This is a genomic window from Metallosphaera cuprina Ar-4 (assembly GCF_000204925.1).
Taxonomy (GTDB): domain Archaea; phylum Thermoproteota; class Thermoprotei_A; order Sulfolobales; family Sulfolobaceae; genus Metallosphaera; species Metallosphaera cuprina.
Genome location: NC_015435.1, coordinates 753,105 through 769,246, shown reverse-complemented (window position 1 = coordinate 769,246; position 16,142 = coordinate 753,105). Strand labels below are relative to the sequence as shown.

Genomic DNA, 16,142 nt, shown 5'->3' with positions numbered 1-16,142 from the left:
CATATGTTAATATTTTCATTTTTGTTAGATCCTAACTAGTGGAGTTACTGTGACTTAAGGTTTTAACCGAGAATGACATGATGTGGATTATAATGAAAATCGTTAGCGTTGACGATCTACCGCTTGATGGGAAAGTTATCCAAGTGCTAAGGAATAGAGGGATCGTGAGCCTGAACCCTGTACAGTCCGAGGCGATAGAGAAAGGTCTACTAGAAGGTAAAAGGATGTTGCTTACCTCGCCTACTGGATCTGGGAAGACACTTATTGCGGAGCTAGGCATGATATCTCACTTATTGAAAGGAGGCAAAAGAGCAGTTTACGTCACTCCTTTACGAGCTCTCACAGCAGAAAAGTATTCAACGTTTGGCGACTGGGAGACCTTAGGTATTAAGGTTGGCGTTACGTCTGGAGACTACGACGCCGAGGACGCCTTCCTGAGTAAATACGACTTAGTGGTTACTACTTACGAGAAGTTGGACTCCCTTTGGAGGCATGGTCCAGAGTGGTTGTTAGAAACTGACTACTTCGTACTTGACGAGCTTCACTATATGAATGACGGTAAGAGGGGACCAATAGTTGAAAGCGTTGCTGTGAGAGCTAAGAGGAGGAAGATATTGGCTCTCAGCGCCACGGTGAGTAACGGCGAAGCCATAGCTAAATGGTTGAATGCGGAGCTAGTGAACACTAACTGGAGACCGGTTCCGTTGAGAGAAGGGATACTTATAAACGATAGGAAAATAACCTTATCTTTCTCTGATGGGACTACATTAACTCTCAAGGGGAGTGATGGGATTCTCTCTTACACTGAGAAAGTTGTTGAAGAAGGGGGACAGGTCCTAATATTTCGAAGCTCTAGAAAGATGGCAGAGACGACTGCCAAGAAGGTTGCCAGCCTCAACTTAAAACTACGGAGAGGAGAGGTGGACTCTTTGGCTTCAAGGCTTGAGGAGGTTGAAGATGCGGGCTCTGAAGAGAAGAACACGTTGCTGGAACTTATCAAGAAGGGTGTAGCGTTTCATCACGCAGGTCTATCCAAGGGACTAAGGGACTTAATTGAAGAGGGATTTAGAAAAAGGATAATAAAAGTGATAACCGCGACTCCTACCTTAGCCGCTGGCGTAAATTTGCCGGCCAGATCTGTAATTATAGGAGACATCCACAGGTTTAACAGGAGGATTCTAGGGTTTCAGGAGGAAATATCTGTAATGGAGTATAAACAGATGAGTGGGAGAGCGGGAAGACCCGGTTATGACAGCGAAGGGGAGGCAGTCATCGTAGTTAGGAACAGAAGGGAGGCGGAGAGAATTGCTAGAAAATACATCTTCTCTCCTCCTGAACCTTTAGAGTCAAAGTTGGGCAACGAATCTGCCTTCTATTCCTTCCTTTTGGGATTGTTTGCAGAGAAAGGCTCGTCTGAGGAGAGAGTTAGGAACTTGGTTTATGAGGCTTTCCTTGATAGGAATGTAACGGAGTCTTACTTAGAGCAAGGCTTCAGCTGGCTAAAGGAAAACGAATTTTTGACTAATGATTACAAACTAACAGTTTTTGGTAGACGAGTAGCAGATATTTATATTAATCCATTTTCAGCAAAGATCATCAAGGACGTCTTAACCTCATCACAATCAGAGGATTGTGACATACCTTATTTGCATATGTTAGCTATGACTCCGGACGGACCTATAGCTAACGTAAGTAAGCAAGAGGAGGATGATCTAGTTTACGTCTCTCCTTGCCCAACCTTTATGGAGGAGCCAGACGATGAGGACGAACTGTATGAGTACCTCTCGGCATTGAAGATCGCATTGATTGTACACGACTGGGTTGAAGAGACTGAAGAGGATACAATACTCAGTAAATATAACATTGGTTCAGGAGATTTGAGATCGATCGTTGAGACCATGGATTGGCTCACCTACTCTGGTTATCAGGTCGCTAAGGCTCTAAAACTGGAGTCTCATGCAGAAATACTGCATAAGTTGAATAGAAGAGTTTACGATGGAGTAAAAGAGGAGCTACTCGACTTGATTAGAGTGCCAGGAATAGGCAGAAAGAGGGGCAGGTTACTTTATCAGAACGGTCTAACTAAGCCTGAGGACCTGCTAATGAATCAAGAGAAAGTTAAATCTATTCTAGGAGAGAAGTTAGGTGAGAAGGTTGTCAAAGAAGCTGCAAGAGTTGTTGGAGGAGTTCTTTAGGGCTGGAGAGGGGCAGGAAATAACGTTTGAAGCTGATGAGGATACGATCAGGAAATTAGATCTAATACTAACGTCTTTAGCACAGAAGACTGAGATTGGAAACAAAACATTAAGAGTTAAGAAAAGAAGACCTTAAAGTGGAATATTTCCATGTTTCTTAGGATATCTGAACTCTCTCTTGTTCTTTAACATCCTCAACGCGGAGACTATCACCTTCCTAGTATCTTTAGGTTCTATCACGTCATCTATTAACCCTTTCTCGGCCGCCCAATACGGGTTAGCGAATAGCTTCTTATACTCGGCTATCCTCTCCTTTATGAAATCGTCAGGCGATTTACTGTTTTGTATTTCCCTCCTATATAATATCCTCACCGCCCCTTCAGGACCTGTAACTGCTATCTCAGCTGATGGCCAGGCGTAAATTAAGTCTGCCCCTAGACTCTTTATACTCATAGCTATGTGAGCTCCCCCGTAAGATCTTCTGACCACTACAGTGACTTTGGGCACGGTTGCTTCAGAGAAGGCGTACAGCATCTTCGCTCCATGCCTGATTATACCCTTATACTCCTGATCAGTACCTGGCATATATCCAGGTGTGTCGACGAGGCTTACGAGTGGAATGTTAAACGCATCGCAGAACCTTATGAACCTAGCAGCCTTATCTGAAGCGTCTATATCTATGGCAGCCCCCAAATGAGCGGAGTTGTTAGCTACGATACCCACGACGTTACCGGCCATCCTGGCGAAACCAACTACCATGTTCTGAGCCCAATGCTTCTGAACTTCCATGAACTCGCCGTTATCCACAGTCCTATAGATCACTTCTCTAATATCGAAGGGCTTAACTGTGTCTGTGGGTACGATAGTCTCCACATCTTTCATCTCCCTATCCATAGGATCTCCTGTGTCTACGAAGGGCGGTTCCTCCATGTTATTTGATGGTAAGTACGAGAGGAGCCTCTTCGCAATATTAATCGAATCCTGTTCGTTCTCGGCTACGAAGTGGACTACTCCGGACTTAGTAGCGTGAATCACTGCCCCGCCTAAATCTTGGAAAGAGACTTCCTCACCTAGAACCACCTTGGTGATCTCTGGCCCCGTAACGAACATGTAATAAGCTTCTCCCTTAATCATGATAATGAAATCGGTTAAAGCTGGCGAGTAGACAGCACCTCCTGCTGCCGGTCCGGCCATAATGGTTATCTGCGGGATAACCCCTGACGCCATAACGTTGGCTTTAAAGACCGTGCCGTACCCTTCTAGCGCAACGGCTCCCTCTTGAATCCTAGCTCCTCCTGAGTCGTTTATACCAATTACCGGGGCTCCTGTCTTTAGGGCTAGCTCGTAAACCTTAGCTATCTTCGAGGCGTGAGTCTCGCCCAACGTTCCCCCAATGGAGGTGAAATCTTGAGCAAAGGCGAAGACGGTCCTTCCCTCAACTTGACCCCACCCGGTTACTACGCCGTCGCCGTAAACTCTGTTCTTATCCAAGTTAAACTCAGTAGCTTTTGTTGTGGCGAATGTCAAAACTTCGTTGAACGTTCCCTCATCAAAGAGGAGGTTAAGCCTCTCCCTTGCGGTCAGCTTACCCTTGTTATGCTGGAATTGAATCCTCTCTTCCCCTCCTCCCTTATACGCCTTTGCTTTGAGGTTCCTCAACTCCTCAATCAGTTTTGACATATCCTGCTTTTCAAAAGTTGCAGTCATGTACAATCAGGTATAATTGGTGACTCTTTCTTAAATTTTTACTGTTTAAATATTAGGAATAGTCTAGCTATAGTTTTATTATAATTATACCTCAGCGTTCGCGTAAGGCCCTCACAGATCGGATCCCGGATTCCTCATCACTGGTGTAATCAGATGGAGGCACAAGGATATTATCTCTATCTAAGTTAGGCCGCGTAAATTCCTTCCTCAGCTACGTACTTCTCTCTTGAGAGATCGAGAAGTTTCCTCGTGAATAGAATTGAGTATATCACGACCACTATCGCAAACAGTATGGAAAGCCAACCTATCAGAGCTAGATTTCCTTGACTATCGGCTAGGGCTAACTCCTTCATCAATCCTTCATGAACCTGAAGTGTCCTTCCGTCGTAGATATCAGGCCAATATTCGCCTATGGCCAACCCTCCCCAGGCGCTGTTGACCGTGCTAGTAAGTCCCGTAATTACGTAAGGGAAAGACGAGGGGAAAACTACCTTCTTCAGTTTTTGCCAGAATGATAAATTAAGGTTGTTCATTACCTCCCAATATTCACTGGGCATGTTCTTTATCCCCATCCAATAGCTGTAGAAAACGTAATAGAACGTAGAGATGAAGCCTAGCAACAAGACGTAGAACTCGTTAGTAAATGGTCCAAGGATCTTATACAACATGGTATAAGTGGCGCCGTAAACTAACGGAAAGTATGCAGGGGCTGGAAAAGCCGCAAAGGTTTGAATCACGGGAATAGCCACCCTATCTATCCTGTGATGAAGAGATAACCAGTAACCAAGGAAGATGGCGATAACAAGCGATGTTATCGATATTAACGCGACCCTAGCGTAGTCTGTAACAATTAGATAAAGATCAAAGGGCGTAGAGGAGACTAAGCTGACCCATGTCGACTTGGGTATCGTCTCTATTACAGTGAAGATTGAGTACGAAATGCCGAATAAAAATAGCGCAGCTATTACCTTGCCTACATTGCTCCAGGATCTCCTCTTTTCGTCCTCCTCTTCATCTAACGACACTGGTTTACTCCTTATGACGTACTTAGCCAACTTAGTTACTGGAGCTACGGCATTGCTTATTTTGGCCGAGTATCTGATCCTGAACCTCCCTCTCCTCACGCTCATGTTACTTACCTCAGTGTCTAATCCATACCTTTGGACAGCAAATGAAGAGAACTCTCTCAAAGCGAACGTTATAAGAGCTACAAAGACCCCAAGGACAGCTAAGGCATATAAGGCTTCCGTATATTTCGCGTTTGCAGTTAGGTTCGCTATAAGCGATCCTATGCCGAACACGGCGTAATTCGTGTTGCCTACACTGAACACTTCACTTACTGTTATGTAAAACATAGCGTCGGCGAAGCTAGGGATCAGATTGGCAGCTATCCTAGGTACGGAAAACGGAATGTAAAGTTTTGATAGCTTACCCAAAAACCCTAGCCTGAGGTTCTCCGCCACCTCCCTTAAGTTCTCTGGAGCAGTCTTGAACGCTTGGTATATTCCCATCCAGATGTTCCAAACTACTGCAGTAAAGACTAGGAAAATCACAGCGAGCTCTATACCTATGCTCCCTCCTATATCAGTCGCGAAGAATATCAGAACTACGGGAAAGAAGGAGATAACTGGAACGGACTCCAACACTTCAGAGACTGACACGAAGATGTCTTCAAATATCCTATTCTTAATTGCAAAATACGCTAAGAACCATCCTGTTACTATCGAAAGGATTAGAGTTAGAAACACTCTACTTATGGTAACTATAACCGCCAGGAAGGCTAGTATAAGAAACATCGTGTCACTCCTTTACCTTCTTTTTAACTGGAGTAAGCAATTTATATAATAAATCTAAATATTCCTGAAATTTTGGATCTTTGGAACTTCTCGGTCTTTCCATATCTATAACTACCTCTCCTACCACTGTTGCCGGACTTCCGTTGATGACGTACACCTTATCGGATAACTCAATAACCTCATTCATGTTGTGAGATACTAGGACTGCAGCCTTGAGCGAAGTCTCATCGTTAAATATGGTTGAATATATCTCCTGTCTAAGCCCCTCTGCCGTCAACTCGTCTAAGTGAGCGAATGGCTCGTCCATCAATAGCACATAAGGATCTGCAGCCAACGCTCTGGCTATGGCGACCCTCTGTCTCATGCCCCCGCTCATTTGCTTAGGATAGAACTCCTCAAAGCCTTGTAGACCCACGATCTCTAGCATCTTCCTTGCTATTTTATCCTCCTCATCCTTAGGTAACTTTCTGTACTTTAGCCCAAGCTTTACGTTCTCAACTGCAGTCAACCAAGGGAAAGTAGCTATAGACTGATGGATTAGTGCAATTCGTGGGGTAGGGCGTGTTACCTTTTTACCAAGTAACCTAACCTCCCCTTCATTAGGTTTTATGAACCCTCCTAAAATCCTTAAAAGAGTGGACTTGCCTACTCCTGACGGACCTACTATAGCTGTTAGCTTTGAGTCCTCTGCGCTCAAATTCACCTTCTCAAAGACTTTATAAGTAGAGAACTGGAATCCTAGGTTTATGCCCTCCAAGACCTTTTCGCTACTCGTTAGGATTGTTCCATCTGACCATCCCCTGTTAACGTAAAATTTAATTCTTAAAAGCTTATTTCATAAAAGTTCATTTTGAATTACATCTCGTTGATTTTCAATGAAAATTCTTTAACGCTTATTGGAAGGTTTCCTCAGAATAAATTTATTTCCATTTCTCATCAACAATCCCATGCTTATGAGTTCGGGGAGCGATCTCCTGCCGTACTTTCGTATTAAATCGCTAACTTGAAACTCCCTCCCCTCAAACTCTTGTATAGCTCTCCTAACGTCAAAAACCAACAAGTCGGAGGAGTAAACCTTTCTACACAATAGCTCAGCCTGCACTCCTGCGTCCCTGACCTTTTCTCTTATCTCTTTAAACCCAATCTGTACGCATAGGGATCTCAAGCTTTGTATTCCTATCTTTAATAGATGAACTGCTAGCTCTCTTGGAATTCCGTTCCTCACTAGATTAATCCCCTCCTTAGGGACTCCGTATTTCAGCCTCACGTATGTGTCGAAAGCGATCTCTGATCTTTTGTCGTTCAGAGCTTTCATAACCCTATACATGGCGAAAGATATCCATCTCGCGTTGGAGATGACATCGTTTATGTCCTTAGCGGATAGTTTTTTGCACACCTCATTAATGGATTCCCCGTTCATCCACCTAGTTAGAAGATCCTTTCCCTCTTTACAACCTCTAAGAGAGGGAGCCACCTCATGAGAGCTCAAAATTACGGAAACTAAGTCGATGTCATTATTGTCCAGTGGAAAACCAACGAAGGCCTTGACGTCTATGTAACTTAACGCAACTGCCTTCCCTAAAGAGGTTGTTCTTACACCTTTCTTATTTTCAATTAATTTTAAGTTTTCAAGATTTTTTATAGTTTTAGTAAATTCTTCAAGTTCAATTTGACTGTAATTGTATGAAGAGCGTAGGGAGTTCTCGATCTCTTCTGTACCTATCCCCTGATTCCAAGAAATGAAAGCTAAAGTTAGAGTTGATAGATCAGGCTTCACATACTGTGATGATATCTGCCCGTGAAAGTATCTGTTCTCGAGTTCTATTGCAGACCTCTCTGAGTTGGTTATGATTACTGCCATTCCTTCTGAGTCATAGCCAGGCCTCCCAGCCCTTCCTGCCATCTGCCTAAACTGTGCAGTTGAGATATCTTTCCATCCCTTAAACTCCCCCCTCTCGTTCACGTCAGGAAGTTTGAGCTCATAAAAAATTACAGCGTATACCGGTAGGTTAACTCCCTGACTTAGCGCAGTAGTAGAAACCATAACGTTCAGCTCTCCATTTATGAGCATCTCCAACGCTCTCCTTCTATCGACTTGAGTCATCCCGCTATGGTAATGTTGGGCTCTGAACCCGTCTCTTCTAAGTTCAATAGCCAAAGATTCGGCTGATCTTCTGCTCTTAACGAAAACCAATGCGTTTCTATCTTGAGAAACGATCTTCTTTAAAAGCAAGGTTAACAGCTCGTATCTGGGACGCGAGAGCCTGGAGGGCTTCAGATCCTCCTCCCATTTCCCGCATTTGATCGTGTAGGGATAGGCTACGCACTCATGTAGTGGAACCGTCCTTTTGTCCTGTGAGATCAACTTGGCGTTAAGCCACTTAAGGTACTTTGCTGGGGAGTGAAGAGTGGCGCTGAGGGAAATGATTGGGAGATCTCTAGACTTGGTCCAAAGAACCACGTTTTCTATCGCTAATCCCCTATCGGTCTCCACGTTATGAACTTCGTCTATAACGACCCTCCTTACTTTACTTAGCCAACGGTAGTTATGTCTTATGGCACTATCAAACTTCTCGTAAGTGGTTAAAATAACGTTTCCCTTTACGTTATGTAGATCGTCCTCATAAACGTCTGACTCTATCAATGTAGAGTCGATCTTAGATCTTATCGAGTTGTAAACTTCCGCAGAGAGAGCCTTCAACGGTGAAACGTAAACGGATATCGGCTCGCTCTCGACTAACACCTTCTTAGCTATATGAGTTTTACCACTACCAGTTGGAGCTGTAATAAGGTAATTTTCGTCTGGATTTGCGTAGTATTCGGCGAAGAAGGTATCGAAGAGGGGGAAAGACATTCAAGGTAGATGGTTAGAATCGAAAATAAATTCAGCTATAGCTTACTCGTTGATACCTGGAAAGAAGTTCCAACACCTCACCTCACCACGTTCTATAGCCAACATAGGAGGCTTTTCCAACCTGCATTTCCTTTGTAGGGTTTTCTCGCTTTTCATTATCTCACAGTAATCGTGGAACCTGCATCCACTTAAACTTCCTTTTCCCACCTCTGTCACTTTGACTTTATCCCAGAGCTTGCCTACCTTTATAGCCGAGTTCAAAATCGTCTTTGAGTAAGGGTGAAGAAACGTCTTTCCTATTTCAACGACTTCGTCTTCGTACATTACGTAGACGCTCTCACATGGGTTGACTAGGTCTGCGTAACCCAGGAAGAGCAAAGAATCTAGACCCCTGCTCCTAATTATCTTTACCATAAGTTTCAAGACCTTTAATCTACTTTGCTCCTCTATTTCCTGGAGGAAGTCCTCAGCTATCGTGAACTTAACGTCTTCCCTAAATAGAGGGGAGAGGTAGACCTTAGCTAAGTTCAAATCGCTTAGTTGGTCTAGGGGCCTATCAGGAACGTTAAGAAGGAACATGATTTCATTAACTCTTACCTCAGACTTAAACCAGCCCGATAGCAGTTCCCTTGATGTGATTCTCCCCCTAACTAAGGACTTGGGAATGAAGTACGTTGATCTCCTTCCATCTCGCTTGCTCATGTACTCTCCAGAAAATGGGTCTATGTACTGAACTATCAACTCACCGTCCTTAATTGCTCTTGCCATGGTCTCTTTGTAGTCGTCCCACTCACCTAGGATACACGTGAGGTCTTTTATCTCCCTGATGATCTGGTGATTTAGTCTAATCAATCTAGCTTCACCCTAGAGTCCACAAACGTGAGCTAAGCATCTAACTCTCCTTGATCCTCTTTCTATCCAAGGAACTTCTTGCTCACATTTAGATGTGGAGTACCTGCAGTGAGTGGAGTAAGGGCATCCTTTCCCTTCAATCTTCTCGTCGGGTACATCTCCTCTTATGAGGTCGATCGTGTAGGGATGAAGAGGGTTTAGAAGTACGTTTTTTCCCTCCTCCACAATTTCCCCCTTATACAGGACTATCACGTTATCGGTTAACCTTGAAAGGATACCTGGGTTATTCTCCAAAAAAATAAATGAGCTACTTACTGAGTTCATCAAATCGATTAAAGAATTCATTACAGCCGCCCTACCTATGTCTCCTAAACCGAACTCTATGTCGTCGACAATGACATAACTTGGTTCTAAGAAGGTGGCCAACGCTATCGAAGCCTTCTTAAGTTGTATAGGGGTCAGTTGGTGAGGAAGTTTATCCAATAAGTCTCTCTCAAGACCTAAAATTTTCATGTATTCTAATCCAGTTTCTATCCCGTACTCATAGTCGCCTATACCGTGAGAGATAACGATCTCAGCGAAATGAGAACCTATAGAATATAAAGGATCGAACATGGTCCTAGGATCGTAAAACACCGCGGAGATCTTTGTCCACCTTATCGTGAAAAGGAGGTCCCTCGATTTGATCATATCAACGCCATCGAGGAGTATTTCCCCAGTTACGTTTCTGATAAGTCCCAAAGTTATGGGAATCACGCTCTCCTTACCGCTATCTCTCTCCCCTAGTATACCTATAGATCCCTTATCAATAGACAGGTTAAAGCATTTTAGAGAGTTGGGAACTGACACGCACTTGTACTCTAACATTTACTTCACCACGTAGTCTGAGACTAAGAAAATGAGGATTAAGAGAAGTGCTCTGAAACCTGCAGGTGGTAGGAATAGCCACCAGTATGAAAATAACCTTGAGCTGTTAAGGAGGGTGGTGAGCGTGGGGAAGTTAGGATCTCCTACACCTGCTATAACACCTAGCGCTGTGTATACGGCTATTCCATCAACGATAGACGGTATAACGTACCTTTTGGTTATACTCTTGACTGTCCTAAAAGAAGTGTATACCCTCTGAGTGAACTCTATCTCCTCTATCTTTGTTAAAGGGTTTTCTCTACATACGGCCTCGGATATTTGTCTAGACATGCTAGACCAACCCGTCAGTCCTACAACTAAAGCGGTTAGGAAGAAATTAGCCCTTATGAACGTTATTTCAGGAGTAGAAAAAAGTATTATCACGGCCATCAGAAGAGGAACCCTTGGAAGAGAAGTTACACTATCCGATATCCTCATCATTAAAGATCTCGCTTTCCCGCATGAGCTCCCCGCTATCACGCCATAGGAGAGACCTAAACCTACCTCTATCCATGAGACCATTAAGCCAAACAATATTGTGTCCAGGATAGCCCTAGCGTTCACGTTGATCATGTTACTCCCGTTAATGTAAGTTCCTAAAGGGAAGCTGTAAGAAGGAGCGGTAAGAGGAGATCCGCTTGGAAGTTTGTAGAACGTGAATAACACTGCCCAGGCTAAGTAAATTGAAAAAGCTACGGTCACCTTGTTCATCTTCTCACCCTCGGATCAACGAATCCATAAAATGCGTCCCCTATCAGACCTGAGAGCAAAACTACAGTGGAGTAGAATATCAACACTCCTTCCACCAACTTAAAATCGCCATAGACTGCAGCCACTCGCAGTAGGAAACCCAGACCAGGCCAGTAGAAAATTGACTCGACTAGAAACTCTGCAATCAACATGTCAACGAAAGCGGCTGAAATGGTAGATAACGCCACCACCGAAGCTCCTCCCAAGACGTGTCTATACACTAATATCGACTTTGTAAGACCTCTTGCCTTGAACGTGTCGTTAACTGTATAAGGTAGGAAAAGTCTGTTAGCGAAAGTCCCTATAAAGGGGAAGAACAGGGAAATTAAAGGAAAGACTATGTTGACCCCATTCTCAACTTTTAAATGAAAGGTGTAAATTAAGGATAGAGCGATCACCCAGGAAGCTAACGCGTTCCCTATATACTTCCACTTGCTTATTAACTTGGTCAATAAACCGCCCTGAGCTATACCGCGGACGGCCAGAAACGAACCTAGATATACGGAAGTGGCAAAGGAGAGGCCTGAAAGGACGCTAGTGAAAGGTAGAGCTGTCAAAAGTAAGGAGTCGACGGTTAAATTGAAATGTGAGCTGAGGCCGAAATTAAACGTGATTAGCTCCTCTATAACCTTCAAATAGCTCTCTCCGTGAATGATCTCTAAAGCACCTGTTATTGACGCTACAACAAGAAGAGAAATAATGAAGGAGGCTACTCTCTTCATAATATAAGAGGAAAGTGACCCTTTACCTATAGAACTTGACAACTTACCTATAGCTCTCTCTTGGACGAAGAGAACCGTTCCTCTGAAACCCACGGCCGTCCCTATGAAAACTAAAAGGATACCAAGGAGGGAAAGCGGCGCCAAACTTTCAACGTAACCGGAGACCGTATAGACGTAGAATGATGTAGAGTTAAGAGGAACGTTCTCCACCTGAGGCGGAACTATCCTCTCAGTACCGTTAACTATCACTCTAGCTGAAGGCATCCCATATGCTAAAACTGACCAATACTGCGATTGCCAACCCTGTGGGGGATAAGCACAATTTCCCTCTCCGAAGGAAACTAGAGTTACGTACGTGCTTTCTGACGCCAAGACGGATAGAAGTACACCCACAATGATAAGAAGGATTGAGATAATCACTAGAACCCAGGGTCTCATTTTTACGTTAATGGGTTGACGGCTTTAAAAGATTTTCTCAATGAAATCATTTTTTATAAATAATCTCTTTTTACTTTTAATTTTCATAAAATACTATCTCATGTTTCTAGATATTATGCTTTATAATTTTAACCTGAGTTAGAATACCAAATCAGTTAGCAAGACTTAAACGCTATTAGTATATTTATAGAATTATGACAATATCAATAACGTTCAATGCGAGTCACTTAAAGAGCTTCAACCTGGACGTAAGCGCTAAGTTTAGGATCTTACTAGTTCCTGAGTCTAGGTTCGAACCCAAGGACTTTCACTACATAATACTCTTAGACAAAAGCTTATCAATGAAGGGAGAGAAGCTTCAGATGGCTAAGGAAGGGGCTAACGAACTCGTTTCTAGCCTTCCTCAAGAAAGTTACTTTTCGCTGTTAGCTTTTGACGAGAAGGTGTCAATTCTAAAGGAGCACTCTCAGTCCCACTTAATTGATATCGACGAAATAAAAGCTGGAAGTGGCACGTCTCTCTATAAGGCGTTAGAGGAGGCGTCCAAACTAGCAGAGAGATATCGTCAACCTTCCTATTTCATACTCCTCACTGATGGCGTGCCAACCGATAGAGGGTGTACGCACGGGTTATCTCGAAAGTTTGATCTGGAAAGATGCCTCCCAGTCTACCAAGGGTTGAGTCTCCCGCACAACGTCCAAGTCATATCCTTTGGGATAGGTCAGGACTACAACGAGAAGATCCTATCCTTAATTTCAGAAAAGGGTAATGGGTTTTTCTACCATATAAAGGACCCTAAGGAGATAGTGGAAAAAATGCCGAAGCTAGCGAAATCTTCAGTCGCCGCAAAAAACGTAACGGTAGACATTATCTCAGAGTCCGCCGTGAAGCTGTTAAACTACAACGATGTTCCTATAAAGATAAACGCAGTGGAAGGTATAGTTAAAATCTTAGGAGAGACAGTGATACCTAAGGGATATCAAGGTAAATTCATGACTATAAAAGTGAGCTACGAGGATGAGAACGGAAGCAATTCGAAAACCATAGAGTACTCTCTAACTACGGCAAAGGATCAGGAGGATTTCTTTAATGGGGTAAATAAGGACATAATAATGGAATACGAGTACCTTAAAACGTTGAGAGATTACTCTAGGGATGTAGGTGAGCTTAATCTAGTTGAAGCTACTAAGAAACTTGAGAAGCTTAGACAAATTGCCGAGCAAACCAGGAGAACGGATCTATTAGAGGCTACTGAGGAATTGACGAGGAGGAAGTCCGGTGATCCTAAGGAAATAGAGAGTGAGGTGACAAGGAAGATGAGAGATCAGAGCTGACCACTTAACGCCTATCATCGAAAGTTAGTTCAACCTCACGTAAGGGTAGGAATTTTCATATTTAAATAATTGCTTCATTTATATATCCCATGATCAAGTTCTCCATAACTAAAGGCTTTCAACCCGAAATTCACGATCTGGTACTTGACATAGTTAAGGATGTAAATTCCATGCCTAAGTATTGGAAAGGTATTCGTGAGCTGAACCTTACTAAAGTATCTGATAACTTATACGAGGGGAAGATCAGGTTCGCTTTCCCGTCAACCTCAACGGTTAGGATTGAAGTGAACGATGACTCGGTAAAGCTTCGTTTCTTACGCGGGATACTGCAGGGTCAAAACGAGATCAGAGTACTTAAAGACAAGGTAACCTCAACGTGGGAAGTCAAAATGCCGTTCTATATGAGACCTTTTGATGGAAGAAACAAGGAACATTTCGAGCAAGGAACCACCCACGCCCTTGAGAGAATAATCGAGGAGGCTAAGGTAAGGTTGACCTCTAAAGGATAGCGTATCCTTTTGTCATGAATTTATAACTTCGTGTGAAGTAATGAATTTGTGAGCTCCTTGGACGTTCTCATTTTCTCATCAAGCAGAGAGGCTGAGATGGAGGAGCCAGTGTTCTGTGATAGAAACACCGTGAACGTAGACTCGAGCAAGTGCAAGGGTAAGTCGTTAGGCATAGCTCCAATAGTAGCTAGGCTTCTAAAGATGCTTGGTTATAAGGTCATAGTGGTAGACCCGTTTGCTGAGGATGGAGATTATGAGGCTGATCAGATAATTAGGGGGAACTCCTTTCAAGTACCAGATGAGTTAGTGAAAGACAAATACGTACTCGTGGCCACGAAACACGTTTATGACACTTGGGCTTTAATGAAGGCGATCCTGAGTGGAGCCAGGGAAGTCTCGGCTGTTATGAGCCTGAAGAGGGCCAGAGTTATCCTAAAGAGACTTATTGAGGCCGGGATAACTAAAGATAAACTCCTCAATCTGAGGATACCGGCGGGTTTAGATCTTAACGCTGAGGAGGAGAACGAGATAGCTCTTAGCATTGTAGCGGAGATAGTGGCGGTATCAAGGGGAGGTACGGGGATACCCTTAAGAGACAAGAAAGGGTTAGTTAAAGTAGTAGAAGAGCTTTGATAAACTACAAACCCATAGGTTACGTAGAAGTTAATGGCCAACCTTCCAGGAAGACAGAATCCACTATAGTAGTGTTTGACGAATACTCCGAAGGCCTACTAGGTTTGGAGCAGTTCTCTCACGCTATAGTTATTTATCATCTGCATTTAGCTAAGTTCGAATCCCTCGTGAAGGATAAAGGGGAAAGGGTTGGAGTCTTTGCTACTCGAAGCCCAAACAGACCGAATCCAATAGGGATATCAGTTGTTGAGCTAATCGAAATTCAAGGAAATAGATTAAAGGTAACTGGAATTAACGCGTTAGATGGGACTCCTGTGTTAGATATAAAACCATATGATAAGTGGGACTCAATACCTAACCCTAGAGTTCCGAAGTGGCATAACGTTCAATAGAGGAACCTCGCCTTAATCCTTACAAATGGGGCGACCGCTCCGTGATCTTCGTCTAGGTAAACCGATCTAGAATCTGAAGTTATGGCATCAAGTGTGCTAAGCTCAGCCAAGGGTATGGCCAACTCTCTGACCATAATCTCTCCTCCTCCTAAACTAATTACCTTCCTAGGTTTTAGCCTAATTCCCTTCTTCACTATCTCCGCACCTGTTGAACCTAAAACCAGGAAACCGTTCTTAGTTTCCTCCATAAGTTCCTGAACTTTCCAGTCTCCTGGCTTTAACACCACGTTAAAGAAATCTGGCTTAGGATAAAAGCCTCTTCCGTTCCCGTGGTGTCCTAGATAGAGTGTTCCTAAATAATCTTGAACTTGACCGTTTCCGATGAGTTCCTTTCTCCTGGTTTTCACACCTTCATCATCAAAGGTGTAAAACACGTGAGAGTAGGGGATTAAAGGATCGTCGTAGACAGTTATGTCAGGTAGGCCTCTCTCCTCATTAGTTAGTAGCTTATTGTTAGCTTTCAACATACTAGCAAGGGTGGATATTAGGCGACCAGTTGCCTCTGGATCTAATATGACTGTCCCGTGATCCAAGAAGAGTGGAACTTGTTTAAACCCTGCATCCTGCTTTAGGAACTCTATGACGCTAGGAATGTCGCTTGGATTTCCAGTGAATCCAAAGCGCCTGTCATTTAAGGTAATGAAGTTCACGACCTTTTGCTCTACACATGCGTAGTTTTCCCAAGACATTTGTCTTATTACCTTTCTTATTTCAATTTTTTCCCCATCACCAATCTTTTTCAAGATTTCGCCTCTCTTATTCCAATACTCGAAAGATGGATGCGTGAAGGATTGACACAGATCCTCAGGCTTCCTATCCTCACCTATAGAGGACCAGCCTGTACTAGTCATGAATCGCTCAATTTCAACTTTCTCAGTCCTTTCGTAGGTTATCCAGTTTGAGGCGTCCCTCTCCTTTATAACTGATTCCTTAATCAACACGTATTTCATGGCGGAAACTTTAGTTAAATGATCTAGACTTAATTCCTAAAATA

Annotated in this window: 15 protein-coding genes; 6 read left to right on the top strand and 9 right to left on the bottom strand. The window is 43.4% G+C overall.

Annotated features, from left to right (window positions below; translation table 11 throughout):
- Positions 1-92 precede the first annotated feature (92 nt).
- Positions 93-2,195: an ATP-dependent DNA helicase Hel308 gene (gene hel308, locus MCUP_RS04340; RefSeq protein WP_013737463.1), complete on the top strand. Its 2,103-nt coding sequence runs from the start codon at positions 93-95 to the stop codon at positions 2,193-2,195.
- Positions 2,155-2,331 carry a hypothetical protein gene (locus MCUP_RS09995; RefSeq protein ID WP_013737462.1) on the top strand — a complete coding sequence of 59 codons (177 nt, stop codon included), beginning with the start codon at positions 2,155-2,157 and terminating at the stop codon, positions 2,329-2,331. The genes hel308 and MCUP_RS09995 overlap by 41 nt, the downstream gene beginning before the upstream one ends.
- Here the strand turns inward: MCUP_RS09995 and MCUP_RS04335 are convergent.
- The 8 genes from MCUP_RS04335 to MCUP_RS04300 form a co-directional block, all read right to left on the bottom strand.
- Entirely contained in the window at positions 2,328-3,902 is a 1,575-nt protein-coding gene (locus MCUP_RS04335; RefSeq protein ID WP_013737461.1) for an acyl-CoA carboxylase subunit beta, read from the bottom strand. The two genes, MCUP_RS09995 and MCUP_RS04335, sit on opposite strands and share 4 nt — an antisense overlap.
- A 185-nt stretch (positions 3,903-4,087) precedes the next feature.
- Positions 4,088-5,698, bottom strand: coding sequence for an ABC transporter permease subunit (locus MCUP_RS04330; RefSeq protein ID WP_013737460.1), 1,611 nt, complete (start codon positions 5,696-5,698; stop codon positions 4,088-4,090).
- Positions 5,699-5,702: 4 nt separating this feature from the next.
- Positions 5,703-6,401, bottom strand: coding sequence for an ABC transporter ATP-binding protein (locus tag MCUP_RS04325; RefSeq protein ID WP_048057723.1), 699 nt, complete (start codon positions 6,399-6,401; stop codon positions 5,703-5,705).
- Between the two features lie 183 nt (positions 6,402-6,584).
- Entirely contained in the window at positions 6,585-8,552 is a 1,968-nt protein-coding gene (locus MCUP_RS04320) for a DEAD/DEAH box helicase (protein ID WP_013737458.1), read from the bottom strand.
- A 42-nt stretch (positions 8,553-8,594) separates the two neighbouring features.
- The gene (locus MCUP_RS04315) at positions 8,595-9,404 is read right to left on the bottom strand and encodes an ABC transporter ATP-binding protein (RefSeq protein ID WP_013737457.1); all 810 of its coding nucleotides are present in this window, start codon (positions 9,402-9,404) and stop codon (positions 8,595-8,597) included.
- Positions 9,405-9,416: 12 nt separating this feature from the next.
- Positions 9,417-10,271: an ATP-binding cassette domain-containing protein gene (locus tag MCUP_RS04310; RefSeq protein ID WP_013737456.1), complete on the bottom strand. Its 855-nt coding sequence runs from the start codon at positions 10,269-10,271 to the stop codon at positions 9,417-9,419.
- A complete protein-coding gene (locus tag MCUP_RS04305; RefSeq protein ID WP_013737455.1) occupies positions 10,272-11,021 on the bottom strand; it encodes a peptide ABC transporter permease in 750 nt (249 codons plus the stop codon).
- A complete protein-coding gene (locus MCUP_RS04300) occupies positions 11,018-12,220 on the bottom strand; it encodes an ABC transporter permease subunit (protein ID WP_013737454.1) in 1,203 nt (400 codons plus the stop codon). The genes MCUP_RS04305 and MCUP_RS04300 overlap by 4 nt, the downstream gene beginning before the upstream one ends.
- Before the next feature lie 194 nt (positions 12,221-12,414).
- On the opposite strand from MCUP_RS04300, the gene MCUP_RS04295 reads away from it, so the two are divergent.
- The 4 genes from MCUP_RS04295 (at position 12,415) to tsaA (ending at position 15,088) form a co-directional block, all read left to right on the top strand.
- Positions 12,415-13,554 (top strand): VWA domain-containing protein, encoded by a 1,140-nt coding sequence (locus MCUP_RS04295; RefSeq protein ID WP_013737453.1) that lies wholly within the window; start codon positions 12,415-12,417, stop codon positions 13,552-13,554.
- Positions 13,555-13,643: 89 nt separating this feature from the next.
- Positions 13,644-14,063: a hypothetical protein gene (locus MCUP_RS04290; protein WP_013737452.1), complete on the top strand. Its 420-nt coding sequence runs from the start codon at positions 13,644-13,646 to the stop codon at positions 14,061-14,063.
- Between the two features lie 57 nt (positions 14,064-14,120).
- Entirely contained in the window at positions 14,121-14,696 is a 576-nt protein-coding gene (locus MCUP_RS04285) for an XdhC family protein (RefSeq protein WP_013737451.1), read from the top strand.
- Entirely contained in the window at positions 14,693-15,088 is a 396-nt protein-coding gene (gene tsaA, locus MCUP_RS04280; protein ID WP_013737450.1) for a tRNA (N6-threonylcarbamoyladenosine(37)-N6)-methyltransferase TrmO, read from the top strand. Before MCUP_RS04285 ends, tsaA begins: the two co-directional genes overlap by 4 nt.
- Here tsaA and MCUP_RS04275 read toward each other — a convergent pair.
- Positions 15,082-16,098, bottom strand: coding sequence for a metallopeptidase TldD-related protein (locus tag MCUP_RS04275; protein ID WP_013737449.1), 1,017 nt, complete (start codon positions 16,096-16,098; stop codon positions 15,082-15,084). The two genes, tsaA and MCUP_RS04275, sit on opposite strands and share 7 nt — an antisense overlap.
- Between the last annotated feature and the right edge of the window lie 44 nt (positions 16,099-16,142).